17 protein-coding genes and 1 riboswitch are annotated in these 21,356 nt (G+C 43.4%); of the genes, 5 read left to right on the forward strand and 12 right to left on the reverse strand.

The genetic code is table 11. The features are described 5' to 3' along the window. The first annotated feature begins 76 nt into the window (after positions 1-76). Positions 77-1,594, forward strand: a complete 1,518-nt coding sequence (locus C4B60_RS07445; protein WP_104057377.1) for a BCCT family transporter — start codon at positions 77-79, stop codon at positions 1,592-1,594. A gap of 63 nt (positions 1,595-1,657) precedes the next feature. Here the strand turns inward: C4B60_RS07445 and C4B60_RS07450 are convergent, their stop codons facing one another. The 5 genes from C4B60_RS07450 to C4B60_RS07470 form a co-directional block, all read right to left on the reverse strand. After that, on the reverse strand, positions 1,658-3,160 hold the full coding sequence (locus tag C4B60_RS07450; protein WP_104057378.1) for a phytoene desaturase family protein: 1,503 nt from the start codon (positions 3,158-3,160) through the stop codon (positions 1,658-1,660). Between the two features lie 18 nt (positions 3,161-3,178). Then, complete coding sequence (locus C4B60_RS07455; RefSeq protein ID WP_104057379.1) at positions 3,179-3,736, reverse strand: methyltransferase family protein; 558 nt, start codon at positions 3,734-3,736, stop codon at positions 3,179-3,181. Positions 3,737-3,924: 188 nt separating this feature from the next. Then, on the reverse strand, positions 3,925-5,370 hold the full coding sequence (locus tag C4B60_RS07460) for a carbon starvation CstA family protein (RefSeq protein ID WP_104057380.1): 1,446 nt from the start codon (positions 5,368-5,370) through the stop codon (positions 3,925-3,927). A gap of 346 nt (positions 5,371-5,716) precedes the next feature. Then, positions 5,717-6,439: a LytR/AlgR family response regulator transcription factor gene (locus C4B60_RS07465; protein ID WP_104057381.1), complete on the reverse strand. Its 723-nt coding sequence runs from the start codon at positions 6,437-6,439 to the stop codon at positions 5,717-5,719. A gap of 2 nt (positions 6,440-6,441) precedes the next feature. Next, positions 6,442-8,202, reverse strand: a complete 1,761-nt coding sequence (locus tag C4B60_RS07470) for a sensor histidine kinase (protein ID WP_104057382.1) — start codon at positions 8,200-8,202, stop codon at positions 6,442-6,444. Positions 8,203-8,363: 161 nt separating this feature from the next. Between C4B60_RS07470 and C4B60_RS07475 the strand changes: the two genes are divergently transcribed. The 3 genes from C4B60_RS07475 (at position 8,364) to mscL (ending at position 10,048) form a co-directional block, all read left to right on the forward strand. After that, the gene (locus C4B60_RS07475; RefSeq protein ID WP_104057383.1) at positions 8,364-8,696 is read left to right on the forward strand and encodes a CHY zinc finger protein; all 333 of its coding nucleotides are present in this window, start codon (positions 8,364-8,366) and stop codon (positions 8,694-8,696) included. 121 nt (positions 8,697-8,817) lie between these two features. Next, the gene (locus C4B60_RS07480) at positions 8,818-9,618 is read left to right on the forward strand and encodes an alpha/beta fold hydrolase (protein ID WP_104057384.1); all 801 of its coding nucleotides are present in this window, start codon (positions 8,818-8,820) and stop codon (positions 9,616-9,618) included. A 43-nt stretch (positions 9,619-9,661) separates the two neighbouring features. Beyond that, the gene (gene mscL, locus C4B60_RS07485; RefSeq protein ID WP_104057385.1) at positions 9,662-10,048 is read left to right on the forward strand and encodes a large conductance mechanosensitive channel protein MscL; all 387 of its coding nucleotides are present in this window, start codon (positions 9,662-9,664) and stop codon (positions 10,046-10,048) included. 32 nt (positions 10,049-10,080) lie between these two features. On the opposite strand, the gene C4B60_RS07490 is transcribed toward mscL, so the two are convergent. The 7 genes from C4B60_RS07490 to C4B60_RS07520 all read right to left on the reverse strand — a co-directional run bounded on the left by C4B60_RS07490 (position 10,081) and on the right by C4B60_RS07520 (position 18,543). Next, positions 10,081-10,923 carry an ABC transporter permease gene (locus C4B60_RS07490; protein ID WP_425331160.1) on the reverse strand — a complete coding sequence of 281 codons (843 nt, stop codon included), beginning with the start codon at positions 10,921-10,923 and terminating at the stop codon, positions 10,081-10,083. 81 nt (positions 10,924-11,004) lie between these two features. Further along, the gene (locus C4B60_RS07495) at positions 11,005-12,009 is read right to left on the reverse strand and encodes an ABC transporter permease (RefSeq protein ID WP_104057387.1); all 1,005 of its coding nucleotides are present in this window, start codon (positions 12,007-12,009) and stop codon (positions 11,005-11,007) included. A gap of 145 nt (positions 12,010-12,154) precedes the next feature. After that, positions 12,155-13,783 carry an ABC transporter substrate-binding protein gene (locus C4B60_RS07500; protein WP_104057388.1) on the reverse strand — a complete coding sequence of 543 codons (1,629 nt, stop codon included), beginning with the start codon at positions 13,781-13,783 and terminating at the stop codon, positions 12,155-12,157. Beyond that, positions 13,780-14,808, reverse strand: coding sequence for an ABC transporter ATP-binding protein (locus tag C4B60_RS07505; RefSeq protein ID WP_104057389.1), 1,029 nt, complete (start codon positions 14,806-14,808; stop codon positions 13,780-13,782). The genes C4B60_RS07500 and C4B60_RS07505 overlap by 4 nt, the downstream gene beginning before the upstream one ends. Beyond that, positions 14,777-15,802 carry an ABC transporter ATP-binding protein gene (locus C4B60_RS07510; protein WP_104057390.1) on the reverse strand — a complete coding sequence of 342 codons (1,026 nt, stop codon included), beginning with the start codon at positions 15,800-15,802 and terminating at the stop codon, positions 14,777-14,779. Before C4B60_RS07510 ends, C4B60_RS07505 begins: the two co-directional genes overlap by 32 nt. 289 nt (positions 15,803-16,091) lie before the next feature. After that, entirely contained in the window at positions 16,092-18,170 is a 2,079-nt protein-coding gene (locus tag C4B60_RS07515; protein WP_104057391.1) for a heavy metal translocating P-type ATPase, read from the reverse strand. Between the two features lie 4 nt (positions 18,171-18,174). Next, positions 18,175-18,543: an ArsR/SmtB family transcription factor gene (locus C4B60_RS07520; RefSeq protein WP_104057392.1), complete on the reverse strand. Its 369-nt coding sequence runs from the start codon at positions 18,541-18,543 to the stop codon at positions 18,175-18,177. 235 nt (positions 18,544-18,778) lie between these two features. Beyond that, positions 18,779-18,953: riboswitch (cobalamin riboswitch) on the forward strand. Between the two features lie 131 nt (positions 18,954-19,084). Between C4B60_RS07520 and C4B60_RS07525 the strand changes: the two genes are divergently transcribed. Further along, complete coding sequence (locus C4B60_RS07525) at positions 19,085-21,352, forward strand: ribonucleoside-diphosphate reductase subunit alpha (RefSeq protein WP_104057393.1); 2,268 nt, start codon at positions 19,085-19,087, stop codon at positions 21,350-21,352. Positions 21,353-21,356: the final 4 nt, after the last annotated feature.

The raw sequence follows: 21,356 nt of genomic DNA on the forward strand, positions 1-21,356 counted from the left end.
CTAGTTCTTTTCATAGGGAAGGGTAAACAGAGTCGTCCTATCACTAATCTACTTAAAATTTTTGAAGGGAGTACATATGAATAAAAACACAGACAAATTTTCTTTTAATCCGGTTTTCATTATCTCCGCAATTGTCATTGCTGTCTTTGTACTATTTGGGGCCATTTCTCCCTCACTTTTTGCAGCAGGTGCAAATGCAGCATTCGCTTTTACTACGGAATCCTTCGGCTGGCTTTATTTACTGGCTGTCTTCTTCTTTGTTATATTCCTATTATTTTTAGCGCTTAGCCGCTATGGAAGAGTAAGGCTTGGCGGTGACGACGAACGTCCGGAGTATCCATTTTTCACCTGGATTGGAATGCTGTTCTCCGCAGGATTTGGTGTTGGTCTTGTCTTCTGGGGAGTAGCTGAACCAATGAGCCACTTTTTCACATCTCCATATGCTTCTACTGAACCTTTAACAGAAGAGGGAGCCCGCCTTGCGATGGGCTATTCATTTTTTCACTGGGGCGTCAGCCAATGGTCGGTATTTGCAATTGTAGGGCTTATCATTGCTTATTTTCAATTCCGCAAAAAATCAAACGGATTGATTTCAACCAGCTTATCACCAATGATTAAGGAAGGACCTATTAAAAAACCGTTAAATCAAACGATTGATATTCTTGCCGTTATTGCAACGGTTATGGGTGTAGCCACCTCTGTAGGACTTGGTGTTCTGCAAATTAATGGTGGATTAAACAATGTATTTGGAATTCCGAATACACCATTTTACCAGGTAATAATCATTGTCGTACTTACGGTTTTATTCTTAACTTCTACGACTACCGGCATAAACAAAGGAATCAAGTGGTTGAGCAATATTAATTTAGGGACTGCGCTAGTTTTGATGCTTTTTGTTTTTATTGCAGGTCCGACTATTTTTATTCTTGAAACGTTTACGCTTGGACTTGGAGATTACATAACTAACTTTGTACGCTACAGCCTTCGTCTTCAGCCTTATCAGGGAGGCGAATGGGTCAAGGATTGGACGATCTTCTATTGGGCCTGGGCCATCGCCTGGTCACCATTTGTCGGTGCTTTCGTGGCTCGCGTCTCCCGGGGCAGAACCATCCGGGAATTTATCGTAGGGGTATTGATTATACCTCCAGTGATCGCTTTATTATGGATTGCCGTTTTCGGCGGCACTGCGCTTCACATGGATCTTTTCAGCGGTACATCAATTGCTCAGGCTGTAAATGAGGATTTGACAAGCGCACTGTTTGTTACCTTTGAACAGCTTCCGCTCAGCTTTATTCTATCGGTGCTTGCAATTTTGCTAATTCTTACTTTCCTTGTTACATCTGCTGACTCTGCAACGTATATTATCAGCAGTATGACCACCAATGGCAGCTTGAATCCTCCATTGGCAGTAAGGATCGTTTGGGGAGTACTATTGGGAGGAATTGCAGCTGTGCTCTTAATTGCAAGTGGACTCGAAGGCCTTCAAACCGCCTCTCTCGTATCCGCTCTGCCATTTACCATTATTTTAATCCTGATGGTATATACACTCTTTAAGCTATTGCGAAAAGAATTTCCAAGAGAAAAAAGAAAATAAACAATAAGAAACGCCCGTTCACAACCAGTGAACGGGCGTTCTTTTTTGAAAGAGTTAATTTTTTTATGCTTTAACCTCGGCTGCCTCGTTTTGCTTGATTAAATCAGCAGTCAGTTGTCCGGACAGGGTGACCATTGGCACTCCTCCGCCCGGGTGGGTAGACCCGCCAACAAAATAAAGATTTTCATAAAGCTCGCTTTTTGCAGGTATTTTAAAACCGCTGTTTTTCTTTTTATCGGAGGCTACGCCATATATTGATCCTCCATTTGGTCCGTAAAGCTCTTCCAGATCTTCAGGTGTAAACCGGTATTCATATTCAATCGAATCCCGGATTCCTTCCATGCCCATACGCTCAAGCTTATTCAGTATGAGCTCTCTATAGCTTTCCCAGTCCCATCTCCCCTGCTCGCCTTCCTTTAAAGCAGGTACATGAGTCAAAACAAATAAATTGTCTTTCCCCTCAGGAGCCTGTGTATCATCCGACCTCGCTGAAATACCGATATAAACAGTTGGATCATCAGAAGGAATTCCTTTTTCAAATATATCCTCAAATTCTCTTTTTGGATCTTTTGAAAAGAAGAAATTATGATGCTTCAAATTTTCATACTTACGATTGGTTCCAAGCAATAAAACGAGTCCAGATACACTTGGTATAAACGTTTTGTTAAGCTTCTTCGCTTCTTTTTTCGCCTGGTTTGAAGAAACGAGTGTACGGTATGCCGGAATGGCTTCAAGATTTGACACCACCACATCAGCTTCATATAAAGTGCCGTCAACTGTTCTGATGCCTGTTACATTAGTACCGTCCAGTACCAGATGATCCACTGGAGAATTCAGTTGAATATCCACTCTCAGTTCATCAAGCAGCCGCTTCATTCCAACAGCAATATTGTACATTCCGCCTTTTACATAATGAATGCCCAGTCCGAGCTGGACATAGATCAGCTGATTTAAAATAGCAGGTGCCTGGTAAGGATTTGATCCCACATACATCACAAAAAAGTTAAACAGCTGCTCCAGATGATGATTATTCAGCCGCTTTTTTGTGCTGTCAGCCACAGTGCTTAGCGGATCCATCGCCATTAATTCCTTCAGTGTATGATATTTCTTTAAATCCTTTAAATCTGCCAGACTGTATTTATAAAAACTCTTCATGCATAGCTCATACATCTTCTCAGAGTAATTAATCAGATCAGTCATGCTTTTTGAAGAGCCTGTATCGACTTTTTTCATTTCGGAAATTAGTGTTGGCAAATCACTCGTTACGTCAAGCTGAACGCCATCCTCGAAAAAGGTCCGCCATTGGGGCTCTATACGCTTAATTGGTATGTAATCCTCCACTCTTCGGTGAACACTGCTAAAGAGCTGCTCCAAAACCCATGGCATCGTTAAAATGGAAGGACCTGTATCAAAGGTGAAGCCCTTTCCTTTTCGCTGATTTAACTTCCCTCCGACATTACCGTTTTTCTCAATGATCTGCACATCATATCCATCTGCTTTAAGCCTGATTGCTGCAGACATTCCTGCCAACCCTGCACCAATGACCAACGCTTTTTTCTTAACCATTTGTCCACCCCTGTCTACTCAATATATATATGGAACAAGCCGCCAGCGGCGATTCATCCATTCTTCATAATCACTGCCAAATTTACTGATCAAGAGTTTTTCCTCGTAGCGAATCCGTTTTAATAACACTGAGGCTAAAATAAAACCGCCAACGATCGCCGAGAAAATGCTTGTAAAAAATAAAGCCATGCCAATACCAATAAAAAGCAAGCCGGTATAAAGCGGATGACGCAGGATGCGATAGGGACCGCTGCTGACAATCTCATCACCATCCCTAACGGTGACATGTCGGGTAAATTGATTTTTAAGATGAATAATTCCCCAGTAACGCAGCAGGACACCTGTTGCAAATAATAAAAAACCTGCAGCCTGAAGAGGAAGAATCATAGAATCAAACCTCCGCATTTCCTGCAGCACCATCGCAACTGAAATAGTAAGAAGAAGCGCAGCGAAAATGGTCACAAACGTTCTTGTTTCGGTGGCATCTCCTTTTCCGTCTCCTCTATTGCGAAAGAAAATAAATTCACCGACCCACCAGATGCTTACTCCTATAAAAAGCCAATCCAGTACACTCATTAAGGAAAGGTTCACCTGCCTTTTTCTTCCCTTTAAATATAAAGAACATTCTGATACAAAACAATTTAAAGTATGCTTTGCTTCTTATGTACAAATACTCCTCCTTCTCATGTATTTCCTTCTTTAACCAGAAAAAAACCTTCTTTCACGGTGAAAGAAGGTTTTAATGTGTTAAAGAACCAGTTAACTTATGCTGTTTTATCTAATTCCTCATCCACGACAATGAACTCGCCTGAAGCCAGTCTTTTTCGTGAGCTATAGAAGAATGCTGCTGTAACTGCAAGTGTAAAGAGCCCAGCACCAGCATAGGCAACCTCTATCGGAAGTCTTAATCCGATTTCAGCATTTAAAATATACGTAGTAGTCGCCATCGTTATAAACATCGCCGGTACCACTGCAATCCAGTAATTTTTCCGCTGCAATGCCAGATACATAGCTCCTACCCATAGTGCAATCATCGCGGTTGATTGATTGGCCCAGGAGAAATAGCGCCATAGAAGATTAAAGTCAATCTGTGTAAGAACAATTGAAATCACAAACAACGGAAGTGCGATCCATAAACGATTCGTGATCTTCTTTTGCCCAACCTTAATATAGTCAGCAATAATCATACGGGCACTTCTGAAGGCTGTATCACCGGATGTAATTGGAAGAACAATAACGCCAATAATCGCAAGCGTTCCCCCAATTGCTCCAAGCGTTGTAATTGATACTTCTCTTACAATGGCAGCCGGTCCGCCTGCTGCAAGGATTTCATTCAAGTTATCCCCACTGAACAGCGCCATGCCCGCTGCTGCCCAGATCATTGCGATAATTCCTTCTAAAATCATCATGCCATAAAATATCTTTCTTCCCTGGCTTTCCTTTTGAGTCGTTCTTGAAATAATAGGAGACTGAGTAGCATGGAAGCCGGAAAGCGCTCCGCAGGAGATAGTCAAAAACAATAGCGGGAATATAGCCAAGCCGCCCGGGTGCATATTTTGAAGTGTAATTTCAGGAATCGGATGCCCCTGGACAACCAGTGCTCCGCCTACTCCGATTGCACTAACAACAAGCAAAGCGCCAAAAATCGGATACAATCGACCGATAATTTTATCTACAGGAAGCAAGGTTGCCGCGATATAGTAAATAAAAATAGCGGCGATGATAACGCCCATCGTAATCCACGCAGGTGAAAGATCTGCAATAAGGGCAGCAGGAGCTGTCACAAATACTGTACCTACCAATAAAAGCAATAAAATCGAGAATGCATTTACAACATGCTTAAACGCCTTCCCTAAAAACTTGCCGGCAAGCTCAGGCAAATGCGCCCCGCGATTTCGTAAGGAGATCATCCCTGTCAGGTAATCGTGAACAGCTCCGGCAAAAATACAGCCGACAACGATCCAGATAAAAGCCACAGGTCCATAAAGCGCCCCCATAATAGGACCAAAAATCGGACCTACTCCAGCAATATTTAAGAGCTGAATCATTGAGTTTCTTTTTGTATCCATAGGTACATAATCGACACCATCGCCATTTGAGTAAGCTGGTGTTAAACGTTCATTCTTTATCCCAAAAACTTTTTCTACGAATTTACCATAAGTAAAATAACCGATTATTAAAATAGCAATTGCAATAAGAAAGGTAATCACACGCTCTCCCCCTCGTTCTTTTGTATACGCTTACATCATAACGTCAAAAGTGACTATTTTGCGCTTTTATGGTGTAACGTGACGAAAAAGCAGACTGAGATGTGATAATTACCGTGTGAAATGAAAAAAAGCTGTGTCCTATGTGTCTCAACTTAGTTAACCCGGTTCACTGCGCTTCAGGCGGACGCTTTCCGCGGGGCGGGGCTTGAGCTAACTTGCTTTCAGCAAGTGGATCTCAAGCTCCCGCTTCATCCCGCAGGAGTCGCCACCTTCCGCTCCGTTCACCTCACGTTTGTGAATTTAGCGTTATGACCCAGGATCTTTGATGAGTTTTCTCTCTTTCTAATTACAGCTCCAAAGCTTCTCTCAGCTCTTTCACATAGTTCCGGCTGACAGGGATTTGATCCTTGCTATTGGTTAGTTTAAGCTGAAAAACACTCGGGCTCCATGACACAAGCTCCTCCACCTTCTCCATATTGACTAAATAGCCTTTATGAACCCTGAAGAAGGAGTAACCCTTTAATTTCCCTTCCAGTTCTTTTAATGCTATTTTTGAAGGGTATTTTTCCTTTTCGGTCACGATAAAGGTATCTCTCCCCTCCTTGTAAATATACAATATACTTCCAGGCTCGAGATACAGAATTCGATCACCGCTTTGAACCGCCAATCTGCCAGTGACGGCACCAGCGTTTTTCTCAGGCAGAGAAAAACGCTGAATAAGCCGATTTACGGTCTGAGCAACCTGGACTTCGTCAAATGGCTTCAGGAGGTAATCCACCGCTTCTAGACGAAAGGCTTTGACTGCATAATCCGGGTAGGCGGTTGCAAAAATAATAGAAGGCGGCTTTTTTAATTTTTGCAGGGTTTCTGCAAGCTCCACTCCGCTCATCCCTGTCATTTCTATATCAAGAAAAACAGCATCCGGTTCTTCCCGCAAGATTAATTCAAGTGCTTTTTCTGCGGAATTGGCCTCTGCTGCCACGTTTATATTTTCATGTTCCTTGAGTAAATGGACGAGCTCCTGCCGGCTAAAGGGCTCGTCGTCTACGACGATTGTTCGTAACTCCATTTTTACACTGCCCCTTTACTTTTCATTTCTGCAGACACCGGGATCGTAATTGAAATGACCGTTCCCCCGCCTTCTTTTGAATCAATGGCTATTCCGGCATTTTCATCGATCATTTTTTTCAGCCGTGCATTTACATTATAAAGTCCGATTCCTGTTCCGTTTTCGGATTCAACTGTATCTGTCAGCAGGGTTTCAAGTCTATCTTTCGTAATACCAAGACCGTTGTCTTTAATTTCAACTGTTACTGACTGATCGATGCGGCCTATGCGGATATCAAGCTGCCCTTCTGAGGGTTTTGATTTAAGACCGTGTTTGATCGCATTTTCGACCAGAGGCTGAAGCGTCATCGCAGGAACCTTCATACCGAGGGCCTCCTCATCAAGTTCAAAGCTCACATGGAGCCGGTCATAGAAGCGCGCTTCTTCTATTTCAAGGTAAGCTTTCACATGCTCAATCTCCTGCTTCAGTGTTGCATAGCTTTTTGTTGTACCAGCAAGATTCTGTCTGAAAAACGAGGATAGAGCGATAAGCAGCTTTCTTGCCCGGTCAGGATTTGTGCGGATAAGCGAAACAATTGTATTAAGTGCATTAAATAGAAAATGCGGGCTTACCTGTGCCTGAAGTGCTTTAATTTCTGATTCCCTCGCCAATGCCCGATGTTTTTCCACCTCTGCAATTTCAAGCTGATGGCTTAAAAGCGTAGACAGCCCCTGAATCAGTTCAAGCATAATTGGAGAAATCATACGCTCGGAGGAAAAATACACCTTTAACGTGCCGATTGTTTTGTCCCGCCTGTTTAAAGGGGCAATGACAGCGGCTTGCAGCGGACATCCCGGGTCATTGCACTGAATTGATTCCCTGTTGACCGTTAAACCCTTGCCGGTTTCGATTACGTATCTGGTTGCTTCTGTTTTTATTTCAAGACCGCTGCGATGATGTTCATGCCCATTGCCGATATGGGAAAGAATTCTCTCCCTGTCTGTCATAGCAACAGCAAGGGAAGGGATTTCTTTATACAAAATAGCGCTTACCTCCGCTGCCGACACCGGCGTCAGCCCTTTTCTCATATGAGTTAGCGTAAGGTTGGCAATACGTAATGCCTTCTGGGATTGGACAGCTCCCATTCTTTCTTCTTCCTGTATGACACTTCTAATAATTACGACAAAAATAGCTGTACCGATCGCATTGGCAACAATCATCGGGATGCCGATATCCTGAACAAGTGCGAGTGCCCGGTCAAACGGCCTTGCAAGCCCCAATATGATCGCCATCTGCACAGCCTCTGCCAGTCCCCCGACAATAAGGGCTGTCTGAGGAGTAACGATCCTGCTTCTTTTTTGTCTGCTTGAGAAAGCACCAGCAATAACCCCGGCAACAATCGTAGCAATCCCGCAGGCAAGTCCAGTGAACCCTCCAAGAAAAAAGCGGTGTACTCCTGCAATAACACCAGCCCCTACACCGATTCTCCAGCCGCCTAAAAGACCGGCAACAACAACACCAAGCACTCTTGAGTTCGCGATTGCTTCATCCTCATTCAGCACCCTGGTCCACCTGTCCATTGAATCCTCAATAGGGTTCACAATCATTCCCGTATAGGTGCCAATAATTCCAAAACAGCCAAATAGTAAAACAAGCAGCAGCCTCTGCTTCGTATTGATCGAAGACTGCTGATCAAATAATCTGCGGAAAAAGGGAAGGCGAGTCAGTACAAAGGCTACTGTGACAATAATCCCTAAACGCTCCACCATTGCAAGGACAAGCATAAACCCACCTCTTTACTATTTTTTCTCTTATCATAGCATCCTGTATCCTGATTTTTAGCAGGAAATATTTTTCCCTGTATAAATCATCTAAATACTTGCCTCTTTCCCTTCAATAACGTATTAATGAGTTTAAACCCAACTAGAGAAGGAAGGCAACGTTTATGAATATTCATGGACATAAAGTAGCTGGCGAACTAGTCGATCGTGAAACAAGGTGTAAGCATTATTATTCAAAAAAAGATATCATTGCAATAAAATTTTTTTGCTGCCAGACGTACTTTCCCTGCTTCAGCTGCCACAGAAGCTCAGGCTGTCAAAATCACGCTGTGTGGCCAAAGGATCGATTTGATGAGAAAGCAGTTCTTTGCGGTTCTTGCGGTACAGAGCTTAGTATTCGGGACTACCTAGCCTGCCATTCACAATGCCCTGAATGCGCTGCATACTTTAACCCAGGCTGCAGTCTCCATGCCCATTATTATTTTGAGATGACCTGAAAATTATTCTTCTGCTATAATACCCTTTCTATTTTCGACACTTTTCTGCCTGCTTATCCTTGTAATCTAGCTGTTTACATGGTTAGATTAAAAAGGAATTCTAGTAAAGGGGATAAGAGAATTGTTACACTACCGAGCATATTCATCAGATGAATCAATGCCTTGGGTGACGTTTATTCATGGGGCCGGAGGCAGTTCTAGTATTTGGTTTAAACAGGTTAAAGAGTTTCGAAAGCATTTTAATGTATTAGTCATTGACTTAAGAGGCCATGGACAATCTGAAAGAGGCCGTTGGAAAAAAGGAGACTCCTTTAAGGAAGTTTCGCATGAAGTAATTGATGTCATGCATCATTTATCAATAAAAAAGACGCATTTTGTAGGCGTTTCATTAGGAACCATTGTGGTTCAGACCATTTCAAAGCATTATCCGGAGTATGTCAGCTCCCTGGTTCTTACAGGAGCGATTATCAAGCTTGATATCCGCACAAAGCTGCTGCTTTGGATCGGAAGAACAACAAAGCGCTTTATTCCATATATGCTTTTATACAAGCTTTTCGCCTGGATTATTATGCCAAACCGTTCCCACGAGGAATCAAGGCTTGCCTTTGTTAATTCAGCTAAAAAAATGTGTCAGAAAGAGTTCATTAAATGGTTCTCTCTTACACGAATGATTAATCCATATTTAGATCGGCTTCAGATTGAAACAAATGGCTCGCCTACAATGTTTATTATGGGAGAAGAAGATTATCTTTTCCGTGCACCTGTAGAGGAGCTTGTACGAAGAGATAAGGCGCTTGGTCTTGTTACGATTAAAAATGCAGGCCATGTGTGCAATATCGATCAGCCGGAAGCCTATAACCAGCAAACAATTGACTTTATCAATAAAATTGAAGCATCCATCGGTTTATCGAAAACCGTCTGATAAACTTTCAGACGGTTTTTTCACTTAAAGGAGGTGTGAAGCAATGCTGAAGGAATTTAGAGAGTTTGCAATGAGAGGAAATGTATTGGATCTAGCTGTTGCTGTCATTATCGGGGCTGCTTTTGGCCAGATTGTAACCGCACTAGTCGATAATATTATTATGCCGGTCCTTGGGATCCTGATTGGCGGTGTCAGCTTTGAATCTCTGGCCTTTTCTGTGAATGATGCTGTCATTACCTATGGTGTATTTATTCAGGCAATTATCGATTTTATTATTATCGCTTTTTCCATCTTTTTATTTATTAAACTGCTTAACCGCTTTAAGCGTAAAAAAGAAGAAGAGGAGCCTTCACTTATACCGGATCCTCAAATTGAGCTTCTCACTGAAATCAGAGACCTGTTAAAAAATGACCAGCAGGCGCCAAAATAAGAAAATCACCGGGATCTCCGGTGATTTTCTTATTATGTCTTCATTTTTGGATCCAGCGCATCGCGAAGTCCGTCTCCAAGTAAATTAAATCCAAGCACGACTAGCATGATGGCAAGACCCGGGAAAAACAATGTCCATGGCGCCTGAACGAGATAATCTCGTGAGGCAGACAGCATTGCGCCCCATTCAGGCGTAGGCTTTTGTGCGCCTAGTCCTAAAAAGCCGAGTGCTGCTGCTTCGATAATTGCCGTAGCAATTGCTAAAGAGCCCTGTACAATAATCGGTGTTATGGAGTTGGGAAGAACATGCGAAAACAAAATTCTTCCGTCACTCATGCCGATTGCCCTGGCGGCCATAATATATTCTTCTTCCTTTACACTTAATACCCTTGAGCGAATCAGCCGTCCAAAGATCGGGATATTAATGATCGCAATGGCAATCAATGCATTCTGAAGTGATGGTCCTAAGATGGATACAACTGCAATCGCTAAAAGAATGCTTGGAAATGCCAGCATAATATCAAACAGCCTTGAAATGACTGCATCAATCCATCTTCCATAGTACCCCGCAATTATGCCTAATGCACTGCCTGCAATTGAAGACCCTACCACTGCCAAAAAACCAACCCATAAGGAAATCCTGGCTCCGTGAATCACCCGGGAAAAAACATCACGTCCAAAGTCGTCAGTTCCAAACCAGTATTCTGATGATGGTGCCTGCAGTCGCTCGGGCAGCTTTTGCTCATTAATTCCTTCCGGAGCAATCCATGGTGCAAAAATTGCCAGCAGAATAAAGAATGTAACGATGCTAAGACCTACAACGGCAATTTTATTTTTCTTAAATTTTCTCCATGCATCTTTCCATGGAGAGGTCATAGTATCAGTTTGAGTTTCTACAATTGGCTCAGGTATTTTAATTGGCTGTACCATCCTTCTGCTCCTCTCTCAATGCAATCTCTAGCTGTAACGGATTCTCGGATCAATAATGGAATACAGAATATCCACAATCAGGTTGATCATGACAAATATAAAGGCAACAACCAGTATCCCTGACTGAATAACCGGATAATCACGTGAGGATATCGCTTCATAGATATAGCGTCCGATTCCCGGCAATCCAAAGATCGTTTCTGTCAATATGGCTCCGCCAAGCAGCAGGCCTGTTTGAAGTCCAATAACCGTTAATACTGGAATAACCGCATTTTTTAAGGAGTGTCTGTACACTACCCAAAACATCTTTTCACCCTTTGCACGGGCTGTCCGGATATAATCTGATTTCATAACCTCAAGCATGCTTGAACGGGTCATGCGGGCAATAATCGCCATTGGGATCGTGGCAAGCGCGATGCCAGGCATGGCGAGATGCCGCAATACATCAAGCGTTTGATCAAAACGCCCCTGAATAATGGTGTCAAAAATATAGAGATTTGTGATGGCATTGACAGGGTTTCTGACATCCTCTCTCCCTGTCGTCGGGAACCAGTCCCATTGAAGTGAAAACTGATACTGCATCATCAGACCAAGCCAAAATATCGGAATGGAAACACCGACAAGCGCTAAAATCATAGCGGTATAGTCAAACCATGAGTTTTGGAACCAGGCAGAAATAATTCCTGCATTTACACCTATAAAAACAGCAATAATAATCGCAAACATCGACAATTCAAAGGTTGCTGCCAGGTATGGCCAGATCTCTTCATTAACCGGCGTTCTCGTACGAATTGACTGTCCCAGATCACCTGTAAATAAGTTCTTCAAATACTCAAAATACTGTACATACCAGGGATTATTTAATCCGAGTGTTTCTCTTAAAGCTGCAACTGCTTCCTCTGTTGCCTGCTGTCCTAAAATGACGACTGCGGGATCACCTGGGATCGCCCGGATGATTAAAAAGACAACAAATGTCATTCCAAGTAAAACCGGAATTAGCTGCAGCAGTCTTCTCATAATGTATTGGAGCATCTTTTTCAACCCCTCGTGTGGTTTCTATTAGACTCTTTTTCCGGAGCCTTTCTATTTGTTGGGAGCTATAAAAATATAAAGGATTAATGATTTCAGAAAAAAGAGGAAGGCGAATGAACACCTTCCCCCCTAAAAAAACCTTTAATTACTCAAAGTAAGCGTCCATCAAATTATCTGAACCAGTCGGATGAGCGACAAAATCTTTAAGATTCGCACTTCCGGCCATTAGAGGCGTAGAATGTGCAAGCGGAACCCATGGTGCATCCTCATGAATAATTTCCTGCGCTTCCATGTAGAGCTGATTACGCTTATCTTCATCTACCTCTGATCGTGCTTCAATTAACAGATCATGAAGATCCTGATTTTCGTAATACGTATAGTTGTTGCTTCCAATATTGTCTTGATCAAGCAAGACATAAAGGAAGTTATCCGCATCTCCATTATCGCCTGTCCAGCCAAGAAGGAATGCATCTGCTTCACCTAAACGGGCTTTATCAAGATAAGTTGCCCACTCATTCGTCACGATATTAGCTGTGATGCCAACTGCTGCAAGATCGTTTTGAATCGCTTCTGCTACCTTTTGTCCATCCGGCATATATGGACGTGGAACCGGCATAGCCCAAAGATCCATTTCAAACCCGTCTCCAAGCCCTGCTTCTTCAAGTAATTCTTTTGCTCTGTCAACATCATACTCATAGCCTTCAATATCATCGTTGTAGCCAGCAATAACCGGAGGGATAGGGTTTTTCGCTACCTCAGCACGGCCCTCAAAGAATGCGTCTACAATTGCCTGACGATTAATTGCATGGTTCATCGCCTGGCGGACTTTTGGATCATCAAATGGTTCACGTGTAGTCGTTAATCCTAAGTATCCTACGTTCATAGAAGGACGCTCAAATAGCTGAAGATTGTCATTGCCCTCAACCTGAGCTGAGTCACTTGGATTCACACCGTCAGCAAGATCAATTTCACCGCTTGTCAGTGCATTTAGACGAGCTGAATTTTCAGGAATCGAACGGAAAATAACCTGATTCAGCTTAGGCAGACCTTCCTGCCAGTAATCTTCAAACTTTTCAAGTACGATTCTTTCATTACGTCTCCACTCAACAAATTTGAATGGGCCTGTCCCAACTGGATTTTCGTTAAATTCATCGTCACCCATTTCATCCAGTGCTTTAGGGCTTGCAATTCCAAATGGGCTCATCGCAAGGTTTTTCAGGAAAGGTGCCTGAGGCCGCTTAAGCTTAATTTCCACTGTCATGTCATCTGTAGCTGTTACAGACTCAATTACATGTCCTTCATCATCACCGAAGCCGCCAAACATTGATTTGTAGTAGTAGAATTTATCTTCTGTACCAGAAGCCCAGCGCTCAAAGTTATACACAACAGCATCAGCATTAAATGCTTCTCCGTCATGGAATGTAACGCCTTCCTGCAGCGTGAACGTGTAAGTTAAACCATCCTCTGACACGTCCCATTCAGCAGCAAGTCCAGGGTTTACCTCTGTATCTTCTTTACCGAATTCGATCAGTGTTTCAAATACATTTTTTGTAACCTTAAAAGATTCACCATCTGTTACTGTAATCGGGTCAAGCCCAACAGAATCTCCTCCGCGTCCAAAGACCAGAGTATCCTCTGCATCGCTTCCGCCTTCTTCTGAAGTTCCTCCGTCTCCCCCATCCTCACTTGCTCCATCATCGCTGGAACAACCGAATAACGCTGTTGAAACTGTTAGTAATAGTACAAAAAATAGTAACCAGGCTTTCTTATTCATACTGCCCCTCCTCCAACCATTTCTTTATTTTGACTCGCTCCCTGCTTTTCTTCTGTATATAGATGGCAGGCAGCGTAATGTCCTTCTTCATGCTCAAGCATTTGTGGAACCTTCTTTTCGCACACATCCATTTTAAATGGACATCTCGTGTGGAATGTACACCCAGGCGGCGGGTTTGAAGGGCTTGGAATATCTCCCTGCAGCACGATTGAATCCTTTTTAAATAAAGGATCAGGCACCGGCACCGCTGATAATAGCGCCTGTGTATATGGATGAAGCGGCTTATCATATAACTTCTCACTTGTTGTAAGCTCCACCATTTTCCCTAAATACATAACGCCAACTCTGTCGCTGATATGGCGGACTACGCCAAGATCATGCGCAATCACAATATAGGTTAAACCGAATTCTTTTTGTAAATCCTGCATCAGGTTAAGCACCTGGGATTGAATAGATACATCGAGTGCAGATACAGGCTCATCTGCAATAATCAGCTTTGGACGGGTCATAAGAGCACGGGCGATCCCGATCCGCTGGCGCTGTCCACCGCTGAACTGGTGAGGGTAACGCTTTGCGTGATAGCTGCTGAGTCCAACTGTTTCTAAAAGCTCCTTCACACGCTTTTTACGTTCTGCAGAAGAGCCGATGCCATGAACCTTTAACGGCTCCTCTAAAATTTTCCCTACGGTATGACGGGGGTTGAGTGATGCAAAAGGGTCCTGAAACACCATCTGCATATCCCGTCTCAATTTACGCAGTTCATTTTGAGAAAGAGCCGTCACTTCTTTCCCATCAAAAACAACTTTTCCTTCAGTGGATTCAATCAGCCTAAGCAGCATGCGTCCAGTTGTTGATTTACCGCAGCCGGACTCCCCAACGATTCCAAGCGTTTCCCCTTTATTTACTGTAAAAGAAACGCCGTCAACAGCTTTTACGTTTCCAACCTGTTTTCCGAGAACGCCTCCCCGGACAGGAAAATGTTTTTTAAGATTTTCAACTTGTAGCAATGGTTGTGTCTTTGTCATGCAGGGTGTCCTCCTTGGTGTCATCAAATAGGAAACAGCGGGTTGAATGACCCTCTGCTGTTTTGTATAACGGAGGGTCCTCCTGCAGGCAGCGCTCAAATGCAAATTCACACCGGGCTGCAAAGCGGCATCCCTTTTTAATGGAGCCTGGTCTTGGGACATTTCCAGGTATGGAATAAAGGCGCTGCTTTTTATACCGCATATCCGGCACAGATTGAATTAAACCACGCGTATAGGGGTGCTGCGGGTCTTTAAAAATATCAACTGCAAGCCCGTTCTCAACGACCTTCCCGGCATACATAACCACTACCCGTTCACAGGTTTCAGCCACGACGCCCAGGTCGTGGGTTATAAGCATGATTGCCGTGTTAAGCTCCTCGTTCAGGCGCTTCATCAGCTTTAAAATCTGGGCCTGAATCGTAACATCGAGTGCGGTGGTCGGCTCATCGGCGATCAATAGCTTTGGATCGCACACCATGGCCATCGCAATCATCACCCTTTGCCTCATTCCTCCTGAAAGCTGGTGGGGATATTCGTTCATTAGTTCCTCTGCCCGTCCTAGACCTACAAGCTTGAGCATTTCAATCGCTCTTTTTTTTGCCTGCTTTTTATCTCCCTTTTTATGTATGAGGGTAGCATCCATCAGCTGGCTCCCTATTGTAAATAATGGATTAAGCGAGGTCATCGGCTCCTGAAAAATCATTGCAACGTCGTTGCCGCGAATTTTTCTCATTCTCTTTTCAGAAGCGGTTGTCAGCTCTTCCCCATTCAGCTTAATTTCACCGCCTGTTATTTTTCCTGGCGGACTTGGGATCAGCCCCATAACCGAAAGGGATGTCACGCTTTTCCCGCAGCCTGATTCACCTACAATCCCGAGTACTTCCCCTTCTTTAACGTAAAAGTCTATGTCATCTACAGCCGGCACTTCGCCGTCGTCTGTAAAAAAAGAAACTTTAAGTCCTTTAACCTGAAGAACTGGATCCTTGGTTGTCATAACTTTCCTCCAGAAAACGTAATTGTTTTTTTAAAATACTTTATTTTCAGAAATTTGTTAATCTTTATTATACGATGTTACAAAATTATTTCAATAGCATACTTACATTTTTTGTTTCAAGGCTTTAAATATTCGTATTTATACAAAAAAGGGAAGCAATATGATCGGATTTAACGGATATAGAGCAATTTGGTCGCACGTTAAACTAGTAAAGTAATAGAACTATTCTTTTTTCCAAAAACAAAAAACAGCTCCCGGGGAACTGTTTTTTGTTTTCTGCTATATGAATCTACTTCCATTTCATGAGTCTTAATGAATTAAGTACAACAAGGAGCGTTGCACCCATGTCTGCAAAGATTGCAAGCCATAGGGTGAGCCAGCCTGGTATGATTAACAGCAGGGCCAGCACCTTAAGGCCGAGTGCAAATACGACGTTCTGCTTGATAATCTTTAGCGTTTTGCGGCTGAGCCTGATCGTCGAAGGCAGCTGGTGAAGATCATCTGCCATAAAGGCAATATCAGCCGTTTCAAGAGCCGTATCTGTTCCTGCTCCGCCCATTGCAATTCCGACGTCCGCTATGGCGAGTGCAGGTGCATCATTTATACCGTCTCCTACCATTGCGATTTTTCCTTTACCGTTTTGAAGCTCTTTAATTTTTTGAAGCTTATCCTCAGGTAAAAGTTCTGCCTCTACTTGCGTAATGCCAAGTTTTTGAGCTATCCCTGCAGCCGACATTCTGTGGTCGCCTGTCAGCATGACGGTGTTTTTTACTCCTGCTTCGTACAGTCTTTGGACAATTGACTTGCTTTCTTCCCTGATGGTATCAGCAGCAGCAATAGATCCAAGTATTTCATCTCCGCGGCCAAAGAGCATAATGGTTTGACCCTGGCTGCGCAGTGAATCCATTTTTTGTTCCACTTCATCAGCTAATTCCTGTGCGGCCTCGACTCTTCCCACCCAGTAAAGCTCGCCATCGATAACAGCCTGAACTCCTCTTCCGGTTTTTGATTGGAAATTTTCAGCATAGACAGCTGGAAGATCCTTAGCCTTTTGGACAATTGCTTTTGCTAATGGATGCTGGGAGTAGCGTTCAATGGCAGCAGCATACGCTAAAATTTCATTTTCATCCATTTCAGAAAATGAATCAACTGCCGTTACAGCAGGCTTTCCTTCTGTTAACGTGCCTGTTTTATCAAATGCGACAGTTCTGATGTTCCCTGCATTCTCGAGGTGAACGCCGCCTTTAATCAGCACTCCTTTTTTCGCTGCATGGCCAATTGCTGTAACAATTGCCACCGGGGTAGAAATAACGAGTGCACAAGGACAGCCCACTACGAGAACGGCAAGCCCGCTATAGATCCATTCTGTCCAGACCGCTCCAAATAGCAATGGGGGGATGACAGCTACAAGTAAGGCAATCACCATAATGGCTGGCGTATAGTATTTTGCGAATCGATCTATAAACGCCTGTGACGGTGCTTTTTCTGCCTGAGCTTCTTCTACAAGATGAATAATTTTGGCAAGGGTGGTGTCTTCTGCCCATTTTGTAATTTCAACTTCCATGGCCCCTTCTTCATTGAGGGTTCCGGCAAACACTTCATCTCCTGCAGATTTCAAAACGGATACGGATTCCCCCGTAATTGCCGCCTGATTAACAAAAGAAGAACCGGATTTGACCTTTCCATCAAGAGGGATTTTCTGACCGGGACGAATCAGCATAACTTCTCCAATTTTCGTATCCTCAACTGCTGTAACTTCCTCTAGTCCATTTCTGATAATCGTTGCCTGCTGGGGTGCGATTTCCATTAATGAGCGGATTGAATTTCTGGCCCGGTCCATAGAATACCGCTCCAATACTTCACTGATCGCAAAAAGGAATACAACAACTGCCCCCTCACCCCATTCTCCAATAATGGCAGCACCAATAATGGCGATGGTCATGAGCGTTTTCATATCAAATTCCCATTTGAACAGATTAACAAGTCCTGTTCTAAGTAGCCTGTGTCCCCCTATCACAATTGATAATGCAAATAGGCCAATTGCAGCGGGGAACTCCTCACCATATTGCAAAAGCAGGAGCCAGCCTCCTATTAAAAATGGAAGAGAGGCAAACATTGATTTAGCTTCACCCGTTTTCCAAAATGGGATTCTTGTGGGTGCTTTTTCATTTTCCTGACGTACTTTGATGCCGTCAAAAGCCCCAGCTCTTTCAAGATCCTCTACACTGGCAGCTCCATCAACCATGAGCTTCGATGCTCCGAAATTAAGCTGAACCTCCTTAACCTCGGGAAGCTCGCGAATATTTTTTTCAAACTTTGCTGCACAATTTGCACAAGAAAGTCCTTCCAGGCGATAATGCTGTCGCATGGCTTTACTCCTCCTTCGAGTGAATCAAGGCAATCGAAACCAGCTGATGAACGTGCTCATCTGCGAGGGAATAAAAGACCATTTTCCCTTTTTTTCGATACTTTGCTAATCCCATATTACGCAGAAGACGGAGGTGGTGTGATGCTGTCGCTGTTGTGGAACCAATAATATTGGCAACATCACATACACAAAGCTCATCCTCTAAGGTCAAGGCGTAGCATATTTTTAAACGGGTTGCATCTGACAGAGCTTTAAAAAGCAATTCAACCCCTTCTACTTCTCCAACTCTCGGCTTAATTTCATTAACCTTATTCTGATCAAACACATATACATCACAGGAATCCAATTCATTTTTCAACGATTTTTTCGTCATCAATTTCTCCTCATTCAAATATTCATTTGATTGTTTGTTTATAGTGTATGCTTCACTTTTCATTTGGTCAACCGATTTTTTTTTATCTTATTTCCCTTAGAAAATACTGATTTATTGTCGAACCCTCGACTATTTCCTCACATTCTGCTAATGTTATTGATTGTCAGAACCGAAAGAATGTTTTATACTAAACACCATATTTAGTAATGAGAAACTAAATTGAACACTACATATAGTACATTCCACACGAATAGATGCCTAAAAGGCTTAATAGGGAATCTGGTGAAAATCCGGAGCTGTCCCCGCAACTGTAAGTGCTAAGCGTATAACAAACCACTGTGTAATCACGGGAAGGGTTATAGGCTGCTTAATGCACAAGTCAGGAGACCTGTCTATTCTGTAACGTGCTATCTTCTTCGGGAGTTGAGAAGGTAGGATGAGGAACTTTAATGGACTTTTAACCTTCCATTACCTTTCACATCCTGCCTCCGCTCCCATGAGTGGATTTTTTTATGCTTAAAAATGGACGGAGGATGCATTTATGACAACCCTGATATCAACCCCTTACAGCCAATTACATGATTGGAACACTGACCAGCTGATTCGCTACTTTAAAGAGAAGATCTGCCGATTTCCATCACTGGATGCCGAAAGTGCTGTTAAAAAAGCAGAGCAGCAGCTTAAACACAAGACAAATTACTCCTTATACCAGGCGACGCAGCTTTTAATTCTTGCTTCACTTGATCAGATCTCAATCGAAGAGCCTGACTGGACATTTGTTGCTGCTGATCTGTATCGCGACCGCCTTTATGATCAGGCAGCTCACTCAAGAGGCTATGATGCTTCTATTGCATATGGTCCGTTTTACAGCCTGATCCTGAGACTGACGGATAAAGGACTTTATTCCGAAAAAATTCTACAACGCTATGATCAGTATGAGATCGAAGAAATCGGCTCCTTCATAGAGCCGGGGAAGGATTCTCTTTTTACTTACATCGGACTCGTTACACTGGCTGACCGGTACCTGACTAAATCAAGGGAAAAAGAGGTATTTGAGCTGCCGCAGGAGCGGTTTATGATTATCGCGATGACGTTAATGATGAATGAACCGAAGGAAAAGCGGATTAATCTGGTAAAGGAAGCCTACTGGGCATTATCAAATCTCTATATGACTGTCGCCACTCCTACTCTGTCAAACGCCGGCAAAAGCTATGGCCAGCTTTCAAGCTGCTTTATTGATACAGTTGAGGACGATTTGAGAAGTATTTATGATTCCAATACGGATGTTGCGACCTTAAGCAAAAATGGCGGAGGGCTTGGCATCTATCTTGGTAAAATCCGTTCGCGTGGAAGTGATATAAAGGGCTTTAAAGGAACTTCATCAGGTGTTATTCCATGGATGAAGCAGCTGAATAACACAGCTGTCAGCGTGGATCAGCTTGGCCAGCGAAAAGGCGCAGTCGCTGTTTACCTCGATGTATGGCATAAGGATATCTTTTCCTTCCTTGATGCCCGGCTCAATAACGGGGACGAACGGCTTCGCACCCATGATTTGTTTACCGGGGTTACGGTCCCTGATTTATTTATGGAGGCGGTTGAGGAAAGAAGCGAATGGCATTTGTTTGACCCGCATGAAGTAAAAAAGGTTATGGGCTTTTCGCTTGAGGACTCCTTTGATGAACAAAAAGGCAGCGGCAGCTTCAGAGAAAAGTACGAGCAATGCGTGAACCATGCCGAGCTTTCGCGCAAAACGGTTCCCGCAATTGATATTATGAAATCCATTATGGTGTCGCAGCTAGAAACAGGCACACCGTATATGTTTTACCGGGACACTGTAAATCGTTTGAACCCAAACCCCCACACAGGGATGATTTACTGCAGCAATCTATGTACAGAAATCATGCAAAATATGAGTGGAACTGTGGTGACAGAGGAATACGTGAAAGACGGCTCCATTATTACGGTTAAAAAGCCTGGAGATTTTGTAGTATGTAATTTATCGTCTATCTCACTTGCCCGCGCCGTGTCGGACGACGTTTTACCTCGCCTTGTAGCCATCCAGGTCCGGATGCTTGATAATGTGATCGACCAAAACACTCTGCCGGTTCCACAGGCGAAGCTGACGAATCAAAAGTACCGCAGCATTGGCCTTGGCACGTTCGGCTGGCATCATTTGCTGGCGAAAAAGGCGATCGCCTGGGAAAGTGAGAAAGCCGTCAACTACTGTGACAGTCTCTATGAAGAAATCGCCTATTTAACAATTCAGGCAAGCATGAAGCTTGCAAAGGAAAAAGGCGCGTACCCTGCATTTGAAAACTCTGACTGGCATACCGGCAGCTATTTTGATAAGAGAAACTACACAGACACCCGCTGGACTGCCCTAAAAGATGAGATTTCAGAGAACGGTGTGCGAAATGCTTACATGATGGCTGTAGCGCCAAACTCTTCTACTTCAATCATCGCCGGGTCAACTGCGAGTATTGACCCGATCTTTAGACGGCAATATTCAGAGGAGAAAAAGGATTACAGAATTCCTGTAACAGCACCTGATATCAGCCCTGAAACCATGTGGTACTATCAGTCGGTTTACTTAATTGATCAGCACACAAGCATAAACCAAAATGCAAAGCGCCAGCATCATATCGACCAGGCCATTTCGTTTAATTTATATGTTAGAAACGATATTAAAGCTAAAGAGCTCCTCGCTCTTCATCAGCATGCCTGGGACGCAGGATTAAAAACAACTTATTATGTACGCTCTACTTCAGATGTGGATGCAATAGAAGACTGTGAAAGCTGCTCGAGCTAAGGAG

It is taken from the genome of Jeotgalibacillus proteolyticus (genome assembly GCF_002926065.1).
Classification (GTDB): Bacteria; Bacillota; Bacilli; order Bacillales; family Jeotgalibacillaceae; genus Jeotgalibacillus; species Jeotgalibacillus proteolyticus.

Coding starts and splice junctions, on each gene's coding strand:
- C4B60_RS07520 (WP_104057392.1), bottom strand. CDS start 18,543: ATGACGAAAAAATCGTTGAAAAATGAATTGGATTCCTGTGATGTATAT.
- C4B60_RS07450 (WP_104057378.1), bottom strand. CDS start 3,160: ATGGTTAAGAAAAAAGCGTTGGTCATTGGTGCAGGGTTGGCAGGAATG.
- C4B60_RS07475 (WP_104057383.1), top strand. CDS start 8,364: ATGAATATTCATGGACATAAAGTAGCTGGCGAACTAGTCGATCGTGAA.
- C4B60_RS07510 (WP_104057390.1), bottom strand. CDS start 15,802: ATGACAACCAAGGATCCAGTTCTTCAGGTTAAAGGACTTAAAGTTTCT.
- C4B60_RS07470 (WP_104057382.1), bottom strand. CDS start 8,202: ATGCTTGTCCTTGCAATGGTGGAGCGTTTAGGGATTATTGTCACAGTA.
- C4B60_RS07495 (WP_104057387.1), bottom strand. CDS start 12,009: ATGCTCCAATACATTATGAGAAGACTGCTGCAGCTAATTCCGGTTTTA.
- C4B60_RS07525 (WP_104057393.1), top strand. CDS start 19,085: ATGACAACCCTGATATCAACCCCTTACAGCCAATTACATGATTGGAAC.
- C4B60_RS07455 (WP_104057379.1), bottom strand. CDS start 3,736: ATGAGTGTACTGGATTGGCTTTTTATAGGAGTAAGCATCTGGTGGGTC.
- mscL (WP_104057385.1), top strand. CDS start 9,662: ATGCTGAAGGAATTTAGAGAGTTTGCAATGAGAGGAAATGTATTGGAT.
- C4B60_RS07490 (WP_425331160.1), bottom strand. CDS start 10,923: ATGACCTCTCCATGGAAAGATGCATGGAGAAAATTTAAGAAAAATAAA.
- C4B60_RS07465 (WP_104057381.1), bottom strand. CDS start 6,439: ATGGAGTTACGAACAATCGTCGTAGACGACGAGCCCTTTAGCCGGCAG.
- C4B60_RS07500 (WP_104057388.1), bottom strand. CDS start 13,783: ATGAATAAGAAAGCCTGGTTACTATTTTTTGTACTATTACTAACAGTT.
- C4B60_RS07515 (WP_104057391.1), bottom strand. CDS start 18,170: ATGCGACAGCATTATCGCCTGGAAGGACTTTCTTGTGCAAATTGTGCA.
- C4B60_RS07445 (WP_104057377.1), top strand. CDS start 77: ATGAATAAAAACACAGACAAATTTTCTTTTAATCCGGTTTTCATTATC.
- C4B60_RS07505 (WP_104057389.1), bottom strand. CDS start 14,808: ATGACAAAGACACAACCATTGCTACAAGTTGAAAATCTTAAAAAACAT.